The organism is Micromonospora sp. NPDC002411, assembly GCF_053592955.1.
In genome coordinates this window covers 18,156-36,167 of the sequence record NZ_JBSFBM010000023.1, presented here as the reverse complement: position 1 = coordinate 36,167, position 18,012 = coordinate 18,156, and the positions used below count along the sequence as shown (strand labels likewise).

At 71.8% G+C, this 18,012-nt stretch carries 11 protein-coding genes; 9 read left to right on the top strand and 2 right to left on the bottom strand.

Annotated elements, in window-relative coordinates; all coding sequences use genetic code 11:
* From thrC to ACWCO3_RS05360, 7 genes are all read left to right on the top strand, one after another.
* On the top strand, window positions 1-952 hold a 952-nt coding region (gene thrC, locus ACWCO3_RS05390; protein WP_450008625.1), incomplete at its 5' end, for a threonine synthase.
* Window positions 953-1,067: 115 nt separating this feature from the next.
* Entirely contained in the window at window positions 1,068-4,346 is a 3,279-nt protein-coding gene (locus ACWCO3_RS05385; protein ID WP_450008623.1) for an efflux RND transporter permease subunit, read from the top strand.
* A gap of 141 nt (window positions 4,347-4,487) precedes the next feature.
* Window positions 4,488-5,324 carry a polysaccharide deacetylase family protein gene (locus ACWCO3_RS05380; protein ID WP_145779194.1) on the top strand — a complete coding sequence of 279 codons (837 nt, stop codon included), beginning with the start codon at window positions 4,488-4,490 and terminating at the stop codon, window positions 5,322-5,324.
* 11 nt (window positions 5,325-5,335) lie between these two features.
* The gene (locus ACWCO3_RS05375) at window positions 5,336-6,580 is read left to right on the top strand and encodes an MFS transporter (protein ID WP_145779195.1); all 1,245 of its coding nucleotides are present in this window, start codon (window positions 5,336-5,338) and stop codon (window positions 6,578-6,580) included.
* 121 nt (window positions 6,581-6,701) lie between these two features.
* Entirely contained in the window at window positions 6,702-7,646 is a 945-nt protein-coding gene (gene thrB, locus ACWCO3_RS05370) for a homoserine kinase (protein WP_145779196.1), read from the top strand.
* 295 nt (window positions 7,647-7,941) lie between these two features.
* The gene (gene rho / locus ACWCO3_RS05365) at window positions 7,942-10,050 is read left to right on the top strand and encodes a transcription termination factor Rho (RefSeq protein ID WP_450008620.1); all 2,109 of its coding nucleotides are present in this window, start codon (window positions 7,942-7,944) and stop codon (window positions 10,048-10,050) included.
* A gap of 156 nt (window positions 10,051-10,206) precedes the next feature.
* Window positions 10,207-13,701 carry a phosphodiester glycosidase family protein gene (locus ACWCO3_RS05360; RefSeq protein WP_450008618.1) on the top strand — a complete coding sequence of 1,165 codons (3,495 nt, stop codon included), beginning with the start codon at window positions 10,207-10,209 and terminating at the stop codon, window positions 13,699-13,701.
* A gap of 42 nt (window positions 13,702-13,743) precedes the next feature.
* Here the strand turns inward: ACWCO3_RS05360 and ACWCO3_RS05355 are convergent, their stop codons facing one another.
* Window positions 13,744-14,640, bottom strand: a complete 897-nt coding sequence (locus tag ACWCO3_RS05355; protein WP_358164140.1) for a phosphatase domain-containing protein — start codon at window positions 14,638-14,640, stop codon at window positions 13,744-13,746.
* A gap of 275 nt (window positions 14,641-14,915) precedes the next feature.
* Between ACWCO3_RS05355 and rpmE the strand changes: the two genes are divergently transcribed.
* Window positions 14,916-15,140: a 50S ribosomal protein L31 gene (rpmE, locus tag ACWCO3_RS05350; protein WP_088987870.1), complete on the top strand. Its 225-nt coding sequence runs from the start codon at window positions 14,916-14,918 to the stop codon at window positions 15,138-15,140.
* Window positions 15,141-15,264: 124 nt separating this feature from the next.
* Window positions 15,265-16,353, top strand: a complete 1,089-nt coding sequence (gene prfA, locus ACWCO3_RS05345; protein WP_145779200.1) for a peptide chain release factor 1 — start codon at window positions 15,265-15,267, stop codon at window positions 16,351-16,353.
* A gap of 40 nt (window positions 16,354-16,393) precedes the next feature.
* On the opposite strand, the gene ACWCO3_RS05340 is transcribed toward prfA, so the two are convergent.
* Window positions 16,394-17,941, bottom strand: coding sequence for a GGDEF domain-containing protein (locus tag ACWCO3_RS05340; protein ID WP_145779201.1), 1,548 nt, complete (start codon window positions 17,939-17,941; stop codon window positions 16,394-16,396).
* Window positions 17,942-18,012: the final 71 nt, after the last annotated feature.

Genomic DNA, 18,012 nt, shown 5'->3' with positions numbered 1-18,012 from the left:
CGCGCCGGTGCTGTCCGCCCGGATCGGCTGCGACGTGCACCTGAAGGTGGAGGGCGCCAACCCGACCGGCTCGTTCAAGGACCGGGGCATGACCGTTGCGGTGTCCAAGGCGGTCGAGGCCGGCAACAAGGCGATCATCTGCGCCTCCACCGGTAACACCAGCGCCTCCGCAGCGGCGTACGCGGCGCGGGCGGGGCTGACCTGCGCGGTGCTGGTGCCGCAGGGCAAGATCGCACTGGGCAAGCTCGCCCAGGCGCTGGTGCACGGCGCGAAGCTCCTCCAGGTGAGCGGCAACTTCGACGACTGCCTCTCGCTCGCCGCGAAGCTGGCCCAGGACCACCCGGTCGCCTTGGTCAACTCGGTCAACATCGACCGACTGCACGGCCAGAAGACCGCCGCCTTCGAGATCGTCGAGGCGCTCGGTGACGCGCCCGACATCCACTGCCTGCCGGTCGGCAACGCCGGCAACATCTCCGCCTACTGGATGGGGTATTCGGAGGAGCGGGACGCCGGCACCACCACCCGCACGCCGAAGATGTACGGCTTCCAGGCCGCCGGGGCGGCCCCGATCGTGACCGGCAAGGTGGTGCCGGAGCCGTCGACCATCGCCACGGCGATCCGGATCGGCAACCCGGCGAGCTGGACCAAGGCCTTGGACGCCCGGGACACCTCCGGTGGGCTGATCGCCGCCGTGACCGACCGGGAGATCCTCTCCGCGTACCGGCTGCTCGCCCGGGAGGTCGGGGTCTTCGTCGAGCTGGGCAGCGCGGCGAGCGTCGCCGGCCTGCTCCAACAGGCTGCGGCGGGCGCGGTGCCGCCCGGTTCGACTGTCGTCTGCACCGTGACCGGCCACGGTCTGAAGGACCCGGAGTGGGCGATCTCCACCGCGCCGGCCCCGCTGACCATCGCGAACGACCCGATGGCCGCGGCCCGGGCTCTCGACCTGGCCTGAGCGCGCCACCGCCGACGGTGGGCCGCCCCTGGGGGCGGCGGGGGTTCCGGTGATCGAGTCCGGCACACTTTCACGTATCCCCGCCCGCATTCTCGTTCAGGAGTGAACCAGGCCGATGTCGCTGCTCGCCAGATTCAGCCTCGCCAACCGAGGGCTGATCGCCCTCATCGCGGTGGTGACCACGGTGTTCGGAGCGTTCGCCGTACCGTCGCTGAAGCAGCAACTGCTGCCGTCGCTCGAGTTCCCGGCCGCGTTCATCGTGGCCGCCTACCCCGGTGCCGGTCCCGAGATCGTCGAGTCGCAGGTGACCGAGCCGATCGAGAACGCCCTCCAGGGCATCCCGGGGCTCGACAAGATCACCTCCACGTCCCGCGAGGGGTCGGCCACCGTCCAGGTGACGTACGAGTTCGGTACCGACCTGGACGACGTGGTCAACAAGATGCAGACCGCGTTGAGCCGAATCAACGCCCAGCTGCCGGAGAGCGTCGACCCGCAGGTCATCGCGGGTAGCACCGACGACCTCCCGGCGGTGGTGCTGGCCGCGGCCGGGACGGCCGACGGGCGGGCGCTCGCCGAGAAGCTGCGCGCGACGGTCGTGCCCGAGCTGGAGGGCATCGAGGGGGTACGCACCGTCGAGGTGACCGGCACCCGTGACGACGTCGTGGTGGTCACCCCGGACCCGGCGAAGCTGGCCGCCGCGAAGATCCAGCCGACGGCGATCGGCGCGGCGTTGAAGACCAACGGCGTGGCGGTTCCGGCCGGCGCGGTGACCAGTGGGGCGTTGGCCCTCCCGGTCCAGGTCGGTTCGCCGATCGGCACCATCGAGGACCTGCGCGGCATCGTGGTCGCCCCGGGCGCGGCACCCGTCCGTCTCGGCGACGTGGCGATGGTCGAGCAGCAGCTCGCCCCGGCCACCGCGATCACCCGTACCAACGGCAAGGACAGCCTCGGCATCGCGGTCACCGCCTCGCCGGACGGCAACGCCGTGCAGATCTCGCACGAGATCCGCGACCGGCTCGCCGACCTGAAGGACGCCTCCGGCGCGGAGTTGACCGTCGTCTTCGACCAGGCGCCGTTCGTCGAGAAGTCGATCGAGTCGCTGACCACCGAGGGCCTGCTGGGCCTGGTGATGGCGGTCATCGTCATCCTGGTCTTCCTGCTGTCGGTGCGTTCGACGGTGGTCACCGCCGTCTCCATCCCGCTCTCCGTGTTGGTGGCGCTGATCGTCCTGTGGATCGGTGACTACTCGCTCAACCTGCTCACCCTCGGCGCGTTGACCATCGCGGTGGGCCGGGTGGTGGACGACTCGATCGTGGTGTTGGAGAACATCAAACGCCATCTGGAGTACGGCGAGGAGAAGCGGCACGCCATCATCACCGGCGTCCGCGAGGTGGCCGGCGCGGTCACCGCGTCCACCCTCACCACGGTGGCGGTGTTCGCGCCGATCGCTCTGGTCGGCGGGTTCGTGGGTCAGCTCTTCGCGCCGTTCGCGATCACCGTGACGGTGGCCCTGCTCGCGTCGCTGCTGGTGTCGCTGACCGTGATCCCGGTGCTCGCGTACTGGTTCCTCAAGCCGCGCGGCGGCACCGCGGACGACGAGGCGGTGCGGCGCGGCGCGGAGGAGAAGGAGCTGCGCAGCCCGTTGCAGCGGGCGTACCTGCCGGTGATCGGCTTCGCCACCCGCAAGCGGTCGACCCGCTGGATCACCGTCGGGCTCGGTCTGCTGGTGCTCTTCGGCACCTTCGGTCTGGCGCAGAAGCTGGAGACCAACTTCCTGGACGACTCCGGCCAGGACACCCTGAACATCAGCCAGGAGCTTCCGGCCGGCAGTGGGCTGGCGGCCACCGACGTGGCGGCCAAGCAGGTCGAGTCGGTGCTGTCCCGCACGAAGGGCGTCGAGACGTACCAGGTGACCGCAGGCGCTGGGGACAACCCCTGGGCGGGCGGCGGCGGCAACAACGTCGCGAACTGGTCGCTGGCGCTCGAGGGTGACACCGACGCCAAGCAGATGCGCGAGGTGCTGCGTAAGGAGTTCGACAAGCTCGGCACGAGCGTGGGTGAGATCAGCTTCGGTGGTGGGCAGGAGGCGTCGACCAGCCAACTTGAGGTCATCGTCCAGGCCAGCGACCCGGAGGTGCTGACCCGGGCAGCCGAGGAGGCACGGGCGGCGATGGCCGGTGTGCCGGATGTCGAGGACGTCTCCACCAGCCTGGCCGAGCGGGTGCCGAGGGTCGACGTGACTGTCGACCGGGTCGCCGCCGGTCGGGTCGGGCTCACCGAGGCCGCTGTCGGGCAGCTGGTGTCGCAGGCGTTCCGGGGTGCGCCGCTCGGGCAGGTCGCGCTCGACGGCCAGCAGCAGAACGTGGTGCTGCGGCTGGGCACGAAGCCGCCGGTGACGGTGGAGGAACTGCGGGCACTACCGGTGGGTCCGGTCAAGCTGGACGACATCGCGGACGTCACGCAGGGCGAGGGGCCGCAGCAGGTCACCCGGATCGACGGCGAGCGCAGCGTGTCGGTGACCGGCACGGCGACCGGGTCGAACCTGGGCGCGACGAGCACGGAGTTGCAGAAGCGCCTGGACGGCATCGACGTCCCGGGTGCCAGCTTCACCATCGGTGGCGTCAGCGCGGATCAGGCCGACGCGTTCGGTGACCTGGGCCTGGCGGTGCTGGCCGCCATCGCGATCGTCTTCCTGATCATGGTGGCCACGTTCCGTAGCCTCACCCAGTCGCTGATCCTGCTGATCTCCATTCCGTTCGCGTCGACCGGCGCGATCGGCCTGCTGCTGATCACCGGGACGCCGCTCGGCGTACCGGCGTTGATCGGTGTGCTGATGCTGGTCGGCATCGTGGTGACGAACGCGATCGTCCTGCTCGACCTGATCAACCAGTACCGTGCGCAGGGCATGGGGGTCCGGGAGGCGGTGGTCGAGGGTGGCCGACGCCGGCTGCGTCCCATCCTGATGACCGCGGTGGCGACCATCTTCGCGTTGCTGCCGATGGCGCTCGGGTTGACCGGCGAGGGCGGCTTCATCTCGCAGCCGCTGGCGGTCGTGGTGATCGGTGGTCTGCTCAGCTCGACGTTGCTCACGCTGATCCTGGTGCCGACGCTGTACTCGATGGTGGAGCACACCAAGGAGTCGCTGCGGGACCGGCGCGGTCGGCGGCGTTCCGGCGAGCCGGTGGTGGACGGAGCGGAGGCCGACGAGGCTGCCGCCCCGAACCAGGTAGCGGTGCCCAGCGGCGCGCCCGCCCCGGCGGCGACCGAGGGTACGCGGCCAGCCCCGCGTCCCGCCCCGTCGGGCGCGTTGGTGGAGGGTACGGACCAGTTCGAGGTGCTGCGGCTGCCCCGTAGTCGTACCTCTCCGCTGCCTCCGTCGGAGCCGACCGAGTAGGTCCGACCGCATCACGGAACGCCCCCGGCAGGGACCTGCCGGGGGCGTTTCCGGCTTCACCGGCCACGACACTCCGAACCGACCGGGCCTGCACAGCGTGTTACGTCTTGCATACTCCAGGTGAATACATGGAGGGTGCGGGTGGCGCAGGACGGGCGGACGGCCGAGGGTGCGCGCGGGTGGGGGCGGCGCGACCTGCTGCGCCGTGGCCTCCTGGTCGCCGGCGGTGTGGCGGTCGGCGCGGGGGCCTCCGAGCTGTGGTGGAGCACCCACCGACGGGCGCCACTCGCCGGAGGCCCCGCCAGCGCGACCTCCGGCAACCGGTACCAGGACGTCGGCACCGGCAGGTTGGAGGTCGTCTGGTCGGGGCCGACCCAGGAGCGACTGGTGGCCCTCACGTTCGACGACGGCCCTGCCCCACAATGGACACCGATGGTGCTCGACACCCTGGCCCAACACCGGGTTCCGGCCACCTTCTTCCTGGTGGGGTCGCAGGTCCGGCGGCATGCCGACGTCATCAGTGACCGGCTCGCCGGGCACGAGGTGGGCAACCACAGCTGGGACCACCGGGACCTGGCCGCACTGGACGCCACCGAGGCGTACGACGACCTGCGCCGCAGCCACGACGCCATCGCCGACGTGACGGGCATGCCACCCCGTCTGCTCCGTCCTCCGTACGGCCACCTGGGCGGGGCGGTGCTGCACGCGGCTGCCCGGCTGGACTACCGGCTGGTGCTCTGGACACTGCAGATGGTGGAGCGTGAGTTCCCCCACGATCCTGCCGGCCACGCCCGACGCATCGTGGCCGATGTCCGACCGGGAACGATCGTGCTCGGTCACGATGTCGGCGCGTCCCGACGGCTGGTCGCGCTGCGTGGCCTGGCCGAGATGATCAACGGGCTGCGGGCGCGCGGCTACACCTTCGTCACCGTCTCTGCCCTGCTGGGAGCAGGCGTGCCGCCCACTCCGACCAGGTAGGGTGCCGCTCCGTGGCGTCCACCCTCTCGGTCCTGACCGGCAATCGGAGCTTCCGCAATCTCTTCCTCGCCGAGTTGGTGGTCTTCGGCGCCGACTGGTTCGTCATGGTGCCGCTGCTGGTCCTGCTGCCGCACCTGACCGGCAGCGGAGTCTGGGGCGCACTGGTGTTGGCGGTGGACACCGGCATCGTGGCGCTGCTGCTGCCGTACACCGGCACGATCGCCGACCGCTTCGACCGGCGGAAAATCATGATCGCGGCGAATGTGGCAGCGCTCGCGGGCGTACTGCTGCTGCTCGGCGTCCGGGGCGCGGGTACCGCGTGGCTGGCGCTGGTCGCGATCGGCGTGGTGGCGGTCGCCAAGGCGTTCTACTCGCCGGCCGCCCAGGCCGCGCTGCCCAACGTGCTGGAGCCGCACGAGCTGGCCGCCGGTAACGCCGTGGCCGGTTCCGCCTGGGGCACCATGACAGTTGTCGGTGCCTCACTCGGCGGGGTGCTCAGCACCGTCGCCGGCCCGTACGCCTGCTTCTGGGTGGCGGCGGTGGGCCTGGCAATGGCCGCGGGCCTCGCCACCCGGATCCGCCGGCCCCTCCAGGCACCCCGGGACGCCAACCGACCGGCCCAGCGGACCTGGGCGGCGGTCCGCGAGGCGCTCGGCTACATCGGGCACCGGCCTCGGGTGCTCGCGCTGGTCACCGTGAAGTCGGCCGTCGGCCTGGGCAACGGCGTGCTGACCGTGTTCCCGTTGCTGGCCGGCGTGTACGGCGTGGGCCCACTCGGCGCCGGTCTGCTCTTCGCCGTGCGCGGAGCGGGGGCGTTGGTGGGCCCGATCCTGATGCGTCGGGTGTTGACCAGGCGAGCCTGGCTGCTGCCCGGGCTCGCGCTGTCCATGTCGTTCTACGGCCTGTCCTACCTGGGCGCATCCGTGGTCCGGTGGTTCCCGTTGGTGTTGCTGCTGGTCTTCGTGGCGCACTTCGCGGGCGGCAGCAACTGGGTGATCTCCAACTTCGCCCTCCAGGGCGAGGTCCCGGACCACCTGCGTGGGCGCGTCTTCGCCACCGACATGATGCTCGCGACGCTGGCGATCTCGGTGAGCCAACTGGCGGTGGCCATGGTGGTCGACGTGGTCGACGAGCGGGTCGTCCTCGCCGGCTGCGGGCTGATCACCGTCGTCTACGCCGTCGGCTGGCGGATCGCCACCCGTCGACTCTCGCTCACCGACCCGGCCACCGAACCGGTCGCGGGCGCCGCCGGCTGACCGTGGCATGCCCCATCTACGGGGCAGCTCTACAGCGCCGAACGAGGTGTGCACGGCTGCGGCGGTTCCCAGGCTGCGGACGCGCGACCGGATCGTCGGTGCCGGGCCCTAGCATGAGCGCGTGCCGACGAACTTCACCGCCGGGCCGGTCCGTGTCCGGGTCCCCGCGACCAGCGCCAACCTGGGCCCGGGCTTCGACGCGTTGGGTCTCGCCCTCGGGCTCTACGACGACCTGGCCGCCGAGGTCACGTCGGGTGGGGTTCGGGTGACGGTGACCGGGCAGGGCGCCGGCGAGCTGCCCGACGACGACCGGCACCTGGTGGTGCGGGCCATGCGCGCCGGCTTCGACGCGCTCGGCGTCCAGCCCGGAGGGTTGAGCGTGGAGTGCGTCAACCGGATCCCCCAGGCGCGCGGGCTCGGCTCCTCGTCCGCCGCGATCGTTGCCGGGGTGTTGCTGGCGCGCGCACTCGTCACCGACGGGGACCACCGGCTGGACGAGGCCGGCGTGCTCCGGCTGGCCGCCGAGATCGAGGGCCACCCCGACAACGTCGCGCCCTGCCTGCTCGGGGGCTTCACCGTGGCCTGGTCCGAGCCGACAGGTGCCCGGGCGGTGTCCCTGCCGGTCGCCGACGGGGTGCGGCCGGTCGTCTTCGTGCCGGCGGAACGCGGATTGACCGCCACCGCACGGGCCGCGTTGCCGGTCTCCGTCCCGCACGCCGACGCCGCGTTGACCGCCGGACGAGCCGCGTTACTGGTGCACGCGCTCACCACCGACCCGACCCTGCTGCTGCCCGCCACCGTCGACCGGCTCCACCAGGATTACCGCGCAGCCGGGATGCCGGCCACGTCTTCCCTGGTCAGCGCGTTGCGAGCGGCAGGTGTGGCGGCTGTGGTCAGTGGGGCCGGCCCGACTGTGCTGGCGCTCAGCGAGCCTCCGGCAAGCGTTCAGGCGGGAACAGACTGGGAGATCTGGAAGTTACCGATAGACGTCAGCGGCGCTCGGGTTGCTCGGGGTAGACTGGGACACGCCGAGCGGGACCCTGTTGCCGCAGGTCGGAAGAGTTGATTACGCTCTAGACCTAGCACAGCCGCGAAGCACGCGATCTCCTGCGGGGCGGCGCACCCCCGAAGCTCTCGGCGGTCAGCCCGTCAACCCCTGCCAAGGCCCACGCCGCGCCGCAGTTTCCACAGGTCGCCGCAGACGGCGAGACCTGCTCACCGACGTTGGTGAGTCGGGAAACCACCGGCTGCTGTGTCACAGACTCCCGCGACGCGTCCTTGCGAGGCGGGTGCACCGAGGCCGCCCGGCCACCTGAGTTCCGACTCCGGGCAGTCCCGGCCTTATCGAGGGAAGGAATCCATTGAGCGACACCACCGACGTGACGTCGGATGTTTCCAACGTCGCTGGCGATGCCACCGCAGCCGCTCCCGCCCGTCGTCGGCGTAGCGGCACCGGTCTGTCGGCGATGCTGCTGCCAGAGCTGCAGAGCCTGGCTGCGTCGCTCGGCATCTCCGGCACGGCTCGCATGCGCAAAGGCGAGCTGATCGCCGCGATCTCCGAGCGGCAGGGCGGCAACGCCGCCGGGACCCCTCGACCGCGGGCCGAGGTCGCGGCCGCGGCCGCTCCTACCCGTGAGGGTGTCCGCGCCGAGGTGCGGGAGACCGCTGACCGGCCGGCAGCCGAAGGGCGTGGCGCCGAGCAGGCGTCGGCCGAGCCGGCAGCCGAGACCGAGGGGCGTGGTCGCACCCGGCGGACCCGGGCCGCAGCGGCCGAGTCGCGTCCGGCTGAGTCGCGTCCGGCTGAGTCGCGTCCGGCCGAGTCGCGTACCGACGAGGCGGAAGCCGGCGAGCGGACCGACCGTGGCGAGACCCGCCGCGAGCGTCCGGAGCGTGCCGAGCGGGGCGACCGTGCCGAGCGGGGCGAGCGTGCCGAGCGGGGCGAGCGTGCCGACCGTGGTGAGCGTGCCGACCGTGGTGAGCGCGCGGACCGTGGTGAGCGGGCCGAGCGCAACGAGCGGGGCGAGCGCGCCGACCGTGGTGAGCGGGCCGAGCGCAACGACCGGGGCGAGCGTGCCGAGCGTGGTGAGCGTGCCGATCGGGGCGACCGCAACGACCGTTCGGACCGCAACGAGCGTTCGGACCGCAACGACCGGGGCGACCGTAACGACCGCGGCCAGCGTGCCGAGCGGGACAGCGACGACGACGACGGCGAGGGCGGTGGTCGGCGCGGCCGGCGCAGCCGTTTCCGGGACCGTCGCCGGGGGCGCGGCGACCGCGCCGAGACCGGTGCTGACACCGGTGGGCGTGAGCCGCAGGTCAGCGAGGACGACGTGCTCGTCCCGGTGGCCGGCATCATCGACGTGCTCGACAACTACGCCTTCGTGCGGACGACCGGTTACCTCGCCGGCCCGAACGACGTGTACGTCTCGATGTCCCAGATCAAGAAGTACGGTCTGCGCCGCGGTGACGCGATCACCGGTGCGGTGCGGGCGGCCCGCGAGGGCGGCAACAGCGGCGACCAGCGGCGGGACAAGTACAACCCGCTGATGCGGCTGGACACGATCAACGGGATGGAGCCGGATGAGGCCCGGCGCCGGCCGGAGTTCTACAAGCTCACTCCGCTCTACCCGCAGGAGCGCCTGCGCCTGGAGACCGAGCCGCACATCCTGACCACCCGGGTCATCGACCTGGTCATGCCGATCGGCAAGGGCCAGCGGGCACTCATCCAGTCGCCGCCGAAGGCGGGTAAGACGATGGTGCTGCAGGCGATCGCCAACGCGATCACCCGCAACAACCCGGAGTGCCACCTGATGGTGGTGCTGGTGGACGAGCGGCCCGAAGAGGTCACCGACATGCAGCGGTCGATCAAGGGCGAGGTCATCGCGGCCACGTTCGACCGTCCGCCGCAGGACCACACCACGGTGGCCGAGCTGGCCATCGAGCGGGCCAAGCGCCTGGTCGAGCTCGGGCACGACGTGGTCGTGCTTCTCGACTCGGTGACCCGGCTCGGTCGGTCGTACAACCTGGCGGCTCCGGCCAGTGGCCGGATCATGTCGGGTGGTATCGACTCCACAGCGCTCTACCCGCCGAAGCGCTTCCTCGGCGCGGCCCGCAACATCGAGAACGGCGGGTCGTTGACCATCATCGCCACGGCGCTGGTGGAGACCGGGTCCATGGCGGACACGGTCATCTTCGAGGAGTTCAAGGGCACCGGTAACGCGGAGCTGAAGCTGGACCGGAAGATCGCCGACAAGCGGACCTTCCCGGCCATCGACATCAACCCGTCCGGTACGCGTAAGGAAGAGGTCCTGCTCGCACCCGAAGAGCTGGCCATCATCCACAAGCTTCGGAAGGTGCTGCACTCGCTGGACTCGCAGGCCGCCATGGACCTGCTGCTGGACCGGCTCAAGCAGTCCCGCACCAACATCGAGTTCCTGATGCAGATCGCGAAGTCGACGCCGGGGGAGTAACCATCCCCGGGTGAGACGAAGGGGCACGGCCACACCGGTCGTGTCCCTTCGTCGTGTCGGGAGGCACGACGGGATCCATCCGAGTTGGTGGAATTTTCCTTCGGTTCAGTCGACAGGTATTGAAACTTCTATTCACTGCCGGGTTGACTGTCGTCCATGCGTACCCGCAGACGATCCGCCCGCCGCACCGGCGTCCTGCTGCTGACGCCGCTGCTCGCCCTGGCCCTGTCACCGCCGGCCACCGCCGCGCCCACCATCGCCCCGCCCACTGTCACCCCACCGTCGGCCGCCTCGCCCACCGTTGCGGAGGACGTGCCGCCCGCGTCCTCCCGCCCGGCCGACTCGGTCAGCCTGGCCGCCGCCCCGACAGTCGCGACCGCCCCGACCGCCGCCGTCGACGGTGTGGAGCCGGCCGGCGGGCTGGAGACCACCAGGGCCACCCGGCCGGTCGCGCCGGGAGTGCAGTTGACGTCCTTCGACCGGTACGACGCCGAGGGCTGGCTGCGTGCCGACGCGCTCACCACCGACCTCGCCGGTGGTTCCACCGTCGACTACGTCAACTCCGGCGCGGTCAGCCGGGCTGAGCCGCTGCGGAAGGCGGTGGACCAGTTGCACGCGGTCGCCGCGGTCAACGGCGACTTCTTCGACATCAACAACTCCGGTGCCGCCCAGGGTGTCGGCGTGCGCGACGGCGAGCTGATCCAGTCGGCGGTCAGCGGTCACCGCAATGCGGTGGCGGTCACCACGAACGGGCTCGGACGGGTGGTCGAGGTGAACTTCGACGGCAGTGCCACCCTGCCCACCGGGCCGGTCCCGCTGACCCAGTTCAACAACATGGTGCAGGCCGACGGCATCGGTGCCTTCACCGAGCTGTGGGGGACGTACTCCCGGCAGCGGGCCGTCGAGGGGGCGGCCCGGGTGGTCGAGGTCACCGTGAACGGCGGTCGGGTGGCTGCTGTGGGAAGCGTGGCAGGTAGCGGCCCGATCGTCGCGGGCAGCACCGTGCTGCTCGGCCGCGACCTCGGCGCCGACGCGCTGGCCGGTCTGCGCCCCGGCGATCCGGTGACGGTGGCCTGGCGGCCGAAGCCCTCCGACGGCAGCAGCCTGCACGCGGCGGTCGGGGGCGGCAACGTCCTGGTCCGCGACGGCGTCGTGCAGAGCGTCGCCGACCCGACCCTCGCGCCCCGCACCGCTGTCGGTTTCAGCGCCGACGGTCGAAAGATGATCATGTTGACGGTGGACGGCCGTCAGGTCGACAGTCGCGGCGTGACGCAGACCGAGATGGGCCGGATGATGGCCGAGCTGGGTGCCCACCACGCGCTCAACCTGGACGGTGGCGGATCGTCCACGCTGCTGGCCCGCGAGCCCGGCTCGTCGACGGTGCAGGTGGAGAACGGCCCCTCCGACGGCAGCGAACGGGCCGTGCCCAACGGCCTTGCCATCTACGCGCCGAAGGGCAGCGGGCGACTCACCGGCTACTGGGTCGAGACCGCCAGCGACCCCACCGCCGCTCCGGGCGTCTCACCGGTGCGAGGTGGGCGGCCCGACCGGGTCTTCCCGGGGCTGACCCGCACCCTCACCGCGTCCGGCTACGACGAGACGTACGGCCCGGCGGCCGGCGCCCCCACCTGGCGGGCCACCCCGGCGGTACGCGGTCGGGTCGACCGGGACGGTGTGTTCCACGCTGCTGCCCCGGGTGCCACCGCTGTCACCGCCGCACGGGGGCGGGTCACCGGCTCGCTGAACCTCACAGTGCTCGGCCCGCTGGCCCGGATCGGCAGCACCACGCCGCGGGTCGGGTTGACCGGCCGGGACGGTGACGCCCTGGTCGGCGTGGTCGGGTACGACGCCGAGGGCAACACCGCGCCGATCGAGCCGGCCGATCTCACCCTCGACTACGACCGGGACCTGCTGCGGATCACCCCCACCGGGGACGGCAACCTGTCCATCGCCGCGTTGCGGGACACCGGCTCGGGCCTGGTCACCGTTCGCGTCGGACGCACGAGCACGGTCCCGCCGGTCACCGTCGGGCTGACCGACGTGCCGGTCGCTGGCTTCGACGACGCCGCGTCCTGGCGCTTCAGCCAGGCCCGCGCCAGCGGGTCGGTCGCCCCGGCGCCGGGGCACACCGGCACCGGCCTGCGGATGTCGTACGACTTCAGCCAGTCCACCGGCACGCGGGCCGCGTACGCCGACCCGCCCGCGTGGATCGAGGTGCCCGGTCAGCCGCAGGCGTTCGGCATGTGGATCCACGGCAACGGCACCGGGGAGTGGCCCAGCCTGCACCTGCACGACGCCCAGGACACCCAGCACGTGCTACGTGGCCCGCTGATCACCTGGACCGGTTGGCAATACGTGGAGTTCGCGGTGCCCGCCGGTGTGCAGTACCCGGTGCGGGTACGCCGCTTCTACGTGGCCGAGACCAACGCCGCCGCCCAGTACACCAGCGAGGTGATCATCGACGACCTGGTGGCGAAGGTGCCCCCGACTGTCGACGTCCCGGCGGCGGCCCCGCGTACCGACCGGGTGGTGGTTCGCGACGGCACTGTGGACGGCGCGCCGTGGCGGTTCGCGGTGCTCTCCGACGCCCAGTTCGTCGCCGCCGCCCCGGACAGCGACCTGGTCGCCCAGGCCCGGCGGACGCTGCGCGAGGTGAAGGCGGCCCGGCCGGACTTCCTCCTGATCAACGGCGACTTCGTGGACACCGCCTACCCGGCCGACTTCGCGCTGGCCCGGCGGATCCTCGACGAGGAGTTGGGCGACGCGCTGCCCTGGTACTACGTGCCCGGCAACCACGAGATCATGGGCGCCCCGATCAGCAACTTCGCTGCCGCGTTCGGTGCCACCTCCCGAGTGTTCGACCACAACGGCACCCGGTTCGTCACGCTGAACTCGTCCACCGGGACGCTGCGCGGCGGCGGCTTCGACCAGGTACGGATGCTCCGCGAGACGCTGGACGCGGCGGCAACCGACCGGCGCGTGGGTTCGGTGGTGGTCCTGCACCACCACCCGCCGCGCGACCCCAGCCCGGCGCAGGCCAGCCAGCTCGGCGACCGCAAGGAGGCGGCGCTGCTGGAGCAGTGGCTGGCCGACTTCCAGCACCGCACCGGCAAGGGCGCGCTGTTCGTGGGCGGGCACGTCGGCACCTTCCACGCCGACCGGGTGGACGGGGTGCCGTACGTGATCAACGGCAATGCGGGCAAGACGCCGTCCACCCCCGCCGACCAGGGCGGATTCACCGGCTGGACCGAGTTCGGCGTGGACCCGGTGACCCCGGCCGAGGCGGACCGGGCCCGCCGTGACCCGCTCGCCGAGGGCCCGCGCTGGGTGGACGCGGAGTTCCACGCGCACGCCGACCGGCTCACGGTGGCCGCACCGGCCAGTGTCGCGGTCGGTGCCCCTGCGACGGTCGCCGCCACGCTGACCCAGCCCGGTGGGCGTACGGTCCCGGTGGCCGCACCGGTCAGCGCCGACTGGTCGGCCTCGCCGGGGGTGCACATCGGTTCGGCGGCCGGGGTACGCCCCTGGCACACGGTCCGATTCGACCCGGCCACCGGCACCCTGACGGCACTGCGCCCCGGCGCGCCGGTACGCCTGACGGTCGAGGTCAACGGCGCCCGCGCCGAGGCCACCATCACTGTCACCAGGTGAAAAGTCCGGGCGGGCCCCACGCGCGGGGCCCGTCCGGACACCTCAGAAGTCGCCGTCTGCCACCTGAAAGACGGTGAGGCCGAGAGCTCGCCACATCTTGACCACCTGGACGCGGTCGTCGAAGACGCCGGCAACCCGGTAACGGTCCCGGATCTCCCGGTCGTAGATCTCCCGCTTGACGATCGAGTCCTTACGGGTGTCGCCGACTGCCCGCATGTGCAGGCCGAGGTGGGGGACCCGGACGTGCCGGGCCAGCCACGCCTCGGTGGCCGCGCGGGCGGAGTCGTCCCTCCCCGAGCAGAAGACCACCCCGTAGCCGGCGGCGTGCATCGCCCGGACCGCCGCGATTACCGCCGTGTTCGGCTCGTCCTCGCCGACCCTGGTCATGTCGTACGGGCTGCGGGACACGGCCAGCGCGACGGTGCCGTCGATGTCCACCAAGACGATCTCCGCTGGTTCGGTCGACGGCGGATGGACCACGGCGGGTCGTCCGGTGCGGGCCTGCGGCACCGGCAACGGCAGCGCCCGCCCCTCCAGGTAGCGCTCGTGCAGCCGGCGAATCGCCTCCGTGCCGACCTGGTCGGCTGCCGGACGAGCGGCGTCCCGCCGCAGGCACTCGGCCAGCGGCACGTCGGTGAAGTCGTGCACCTCGAAGTCCGCGCCGTAGCGGGCGGCCAGATCGGCCCAGCCCCGCAGCGTCCGCGCGCGCAGGTTGGTGTCGTCCACGCAGACGTCCGCGCGGGCCCGCAGCAGCGCCTCGACCTGAGCCCGCTGTACGACTGTCACCTGGGCCTCGGCCCACTGGGTGAAGAGCCGCTCGCCGTGCAGCATCCGGCGCAGGTCGTCGCGGTTGACCCGGAGTACCGACGGCTGGAGCGTACGGGCGAACGTCGTCTTGCCCGAGGCGGGCAGTCCTCGGGTGGCGATCAGACGGGTCATCGGCGCACCTCCGGCTCGGCGGGCGTACCCCGTTCGGGGTACCCGGCGGCGGTCCGCCGGGTGGGCGAATGCCCCGTCGGGCGGCGGGAATGCGGATGGGGAGGCACGTGTTGACGATGCCGGACGAGGTGTGCGGCCCGATTACCGGGTCGGCTCAGGCCCATGGCACACTGGTCAATCGGCCACCGGTTCCGGTTCACGCCCGAGCCCGTCGCGTACGGCGCGACGAGTGATGACGGCGACCCGGCGACCACCAACGAGAGGACCGAGGCGAGATGAAGGCAAACATCCACCCGGAGTACACGACCACCGAGGTCAGCTGCTCCTGTGGCAACACGTTCACGACCCGCAGCACCGCCAAGGGCGGGGCGATCCACGTCGAGACCTGCAGCGCCTGCCACCCGTTCTACACCGGTAAGCAGCGCGTTCTCGACACCGCCGGCCGGGTCGCGAAGTTCCAGCAGAAGTACGCCAAGGTTCAGGCCAAGAAGGCCAAGTAGCTCCTCGTTCGGCGCCCGTGTCCGGTTTTCCACCGGACACGGGCGCCGTCCGTGTTTCACCCAGTTTCCGCCCGGCCGCCGGCCAGTCCGGCCCGCCGCGCGCCTTCGAAGGAGCATCCGCAGCATGAGCAGCGAGCGTCTGGCCGGCCTCCTCGACGAGTACGCGGAGCTGGAGAAGCGGCTGGCCGATCCGGCCATCCACGCCGACCAGGCCACCGCCCGCAGGGTCGGCCGCCGGTACGCCGAGTTGGTGCCGCTGCACAAGGCTGCCGCTGAGCTGGAACAGGCTCGCGCCGACCTCGTGGCGGCTCGCGAGCTGGCCGCTGAGGACGCCTCCTTCGCGGGTGAGGCGGAGTCCATCGCCGCTTCCCTTCCGGTGCTGGAGGAACGCCTCGCCGAGCTGCTCATTCCCCGCGACCCGCACGACGCCAAGGACGTGATCGTCGAGATCAAGGCCGGCGAGGGCGGTGAGGAGTCGGCGCTGTTCGCCGGTGACCTGCTCCGGATGTACACCCGCTACGCCGAGCGGCACGGCTGGGTCACCGAGGTGATCGACGCACAGGACTCCGACCTCGGCGGGGTCAAGGACGTCTCCCTGGCGATCAAGACCAAGGGTGTGCCGGACGGCGGCAACGGCGTGTGGTCGCGACTCAAGTGGGAGGGCGGCGTGCACCGGGTGCAGCGCGTCCCGGTGACCGAGTCGCAGGGCCGTATCCACACCAGTGCCGCCGGGGTGCTGGTGCTGCCCGAGGCCGAGGACGTCGACGTCACGATCGACCAGAACGACCTGCGCATCGACGTGTTCCGTTCGTCCGGCCCGGGCGGCCAGTCGGTGAACACCACCGACTCGGCGGTGCGGATCACCCACCTGCCGACCGGCATCGTCGTCTCCTGCCAGAACGAGAAGTCCCAGTTGCAGAACCGGGAGCAGGCGATGCGGATCCTGCGGGCCCGACTTCTCGCCAACGCGCAGGAGCAGGCCGACGCCGCAGCCTCGGACGCCCGTAAGGCACAGGTGCGGACGGTGGACCGCTCGGAGCGGATCCGCACCTACAACTTCCCGCAGAACCGGATCACCGACCACCGGATCGGCTACACGGCGTACAACCTGGACCTGGCGCTCGCCGGCGAACTGGACGGGGTGCTGGACGCCCTCACCGAGGCCGACCGCGCCGCCCGGCTCGCCGGCGACACCGAGCTGACCCGTCGCTGACCGCGACACCGAGCTGACCCGCCGCTGACCGCGCGGGTGGTCAGCTCGCGCGGGGGCGGGACTTGGCGCGGAGCATCTCCCGGTCGGCCAGTTCGAAGGCGACGCTGAGCGCGTCGCGTAACCCGCTGCCGCCGGAGACCTCCGCGAAGCCGATGCTCACCCCGACCGGGGTCCCCGGCACCAGCGACTCCCAGTCCTCCAGTCGGACCGCGGCCTCGATGCGGCGGGCCACCTCGGCGGCCTCGGCCATGTTGGTGTCCGGCAGCACCACCACGAACTCGTCACCGCCGTAACGGGCGACGAAGTCGCCCCGGCGCATCACCCTGTTGATGACGCCGGCGATGCGTTGGAGCACCAGATCACCGGAGTGGTGCCCGTGCCGGGTGTTGACCGCCTTGAAACCGTCCAGGTCGCAGACGCCGATGACCACCCGCTCGCCCCGGGTGACCACGGCGGTGATGTACCGCTCCAGCCGACGTCGGTTGGGCAGCCCGGTCAGCGGGTCGGTCAGTGCCTCGCCCTCGAAGCGGGCCGCCTCGCGGCGCATCTCCTCGTGGTCGATCCGAGCGGCGATGCCGTCGATGTAGACGTCCCGCAGCCGGTCGTTGCGCTGGGCGGCGAGCCGGAACGCCAGGCGGTCGGCCCGGTGTGCCGCCAGGTGGTCGCCGGCACGGGTCAGCGCGATGCTGCGCAGCCGGGCCGGCTCGGCTGCCCCGAGCGTCTCGTTGGACACCTGGACGGTGTCCAACCGGGTGACGGCCTCGATCGGCCGCCCGTCGGCCACCGCGAGGCACACCTGGCCGAGTTGTCGCATGTCGCGCGCGCGGGCGCTGTCCCCACCGTGGCTGATCAACCGGGCCGGCTGGGCGTCCCCGCTGGTCTCCACGTGGTCGCCGAGCGCCGCCTGCCGAGCCGCCGCGTAGCCGTACGCGGCGAGGCTGCTGGGGCGGAGTTGGCCGGCCCGCCCGGTGCGGACGAATCGGGCCAGGTCGGAGGCCACGTCCCGGAGCACCCGTAGGCAGCCGTCGCTGTCGCCGTTGTGGTCCAGTGCCACCGCGTTGCGCAACCGGATGCCCGGCGCGGCGAACGTCTCCTCCGGAATTCCCGCGGTCACCCCGAGCTGCCGGGCCCGCTCGATGGCCCCCAGGGCGTACCCGTGGAAGCTGAGGTAGCTGTAGGCCATCGCCAGGTCGTGCCAGCCCCACGCGGTGTCCCGGTCCGGGTCATCCACCGCGCCGAGGGCGCGGGCGGCTCTGACGAGGTGCATGACGCAGCGGTCCAGTGCGCCCTGGTGGTGGGCGGCGAGAGCGGCCAGCGCGTTGAGGTGCCCGTGCAGGTACGGCTCGGCGAGGTCGCGGACCGCCGAGGAGGCCTCCTCGATGGCCCGGGTGAACTCCGCGGTCCGACCGAGATTGATCAGCGCGGAGAGGCGCTGCACCATCGCGTCCGCTCGTGCCGCCGGGTCGGAGGTGGTGCGGATCACACGCTCCAGGAGGACGTACGCCTCCGCGGAACGGCTTGCCTCCTGCAACGCCCGGGCGCGCGTGAGCGCATCAACCTGGTCATCGACCCGGTCGAGCCAGCCCACCCGCCAACCTCCTGCCGTGCGCCCTTGGCGCACCCGTTCGTCACGTCGCCCGCGACGCTTCATGATTATGT